This window comes from Pantoea stewartii subsp. stewartii (genome assembly GCF_008801695.1).
GTDB classification, from domain to species: Bacteria; Pseudomonadota; Gammaproteobacteria; order Enterobacterales; family Enterobacteriaceae; genus Pantoea; species Pantoea stewartii.
The window spans coordinates 1-207 of sequence record NZ_VZPF01000351.1 but is presented as its reverse complement, the minus strand read 5'-3'; the positions used below and the strand labels follow the sequence as shown (position 1 = coordinate 207).

The 207-nt window shown below is 67.1% G+C and carries 1 pseudogene; it reads left to right on the top strand.

Annotated elements, in window-relative coordinates:
* A pseudogene (locus F7Q90_RS26525) lies at positions 1 to 207 on the top strand (IS66 family transposase); the annotation flags it as partial.

The window sequence follows — 207 nt, the reverse complement described above, 5'->3', positions numbered from 1 at the left end:
AAAAGCTCCGAAAAGCTGCGTGAGAAAACGGCCCGCCAGGTGCGCGAGGCAGAGGAGCGCATCAGCGCCCTGCAGGAGGAGATGGCTGAGGTGCTGGGCGAGCAGCATGACCCGGCACTCCCGCAGCTGCTGCGCCAGTCTTCCGCCCGCAAACCGCTGCCGGCCTCACTTCCCCGCGAAACCCTCACGCTGTCGCCGGCAGAAACC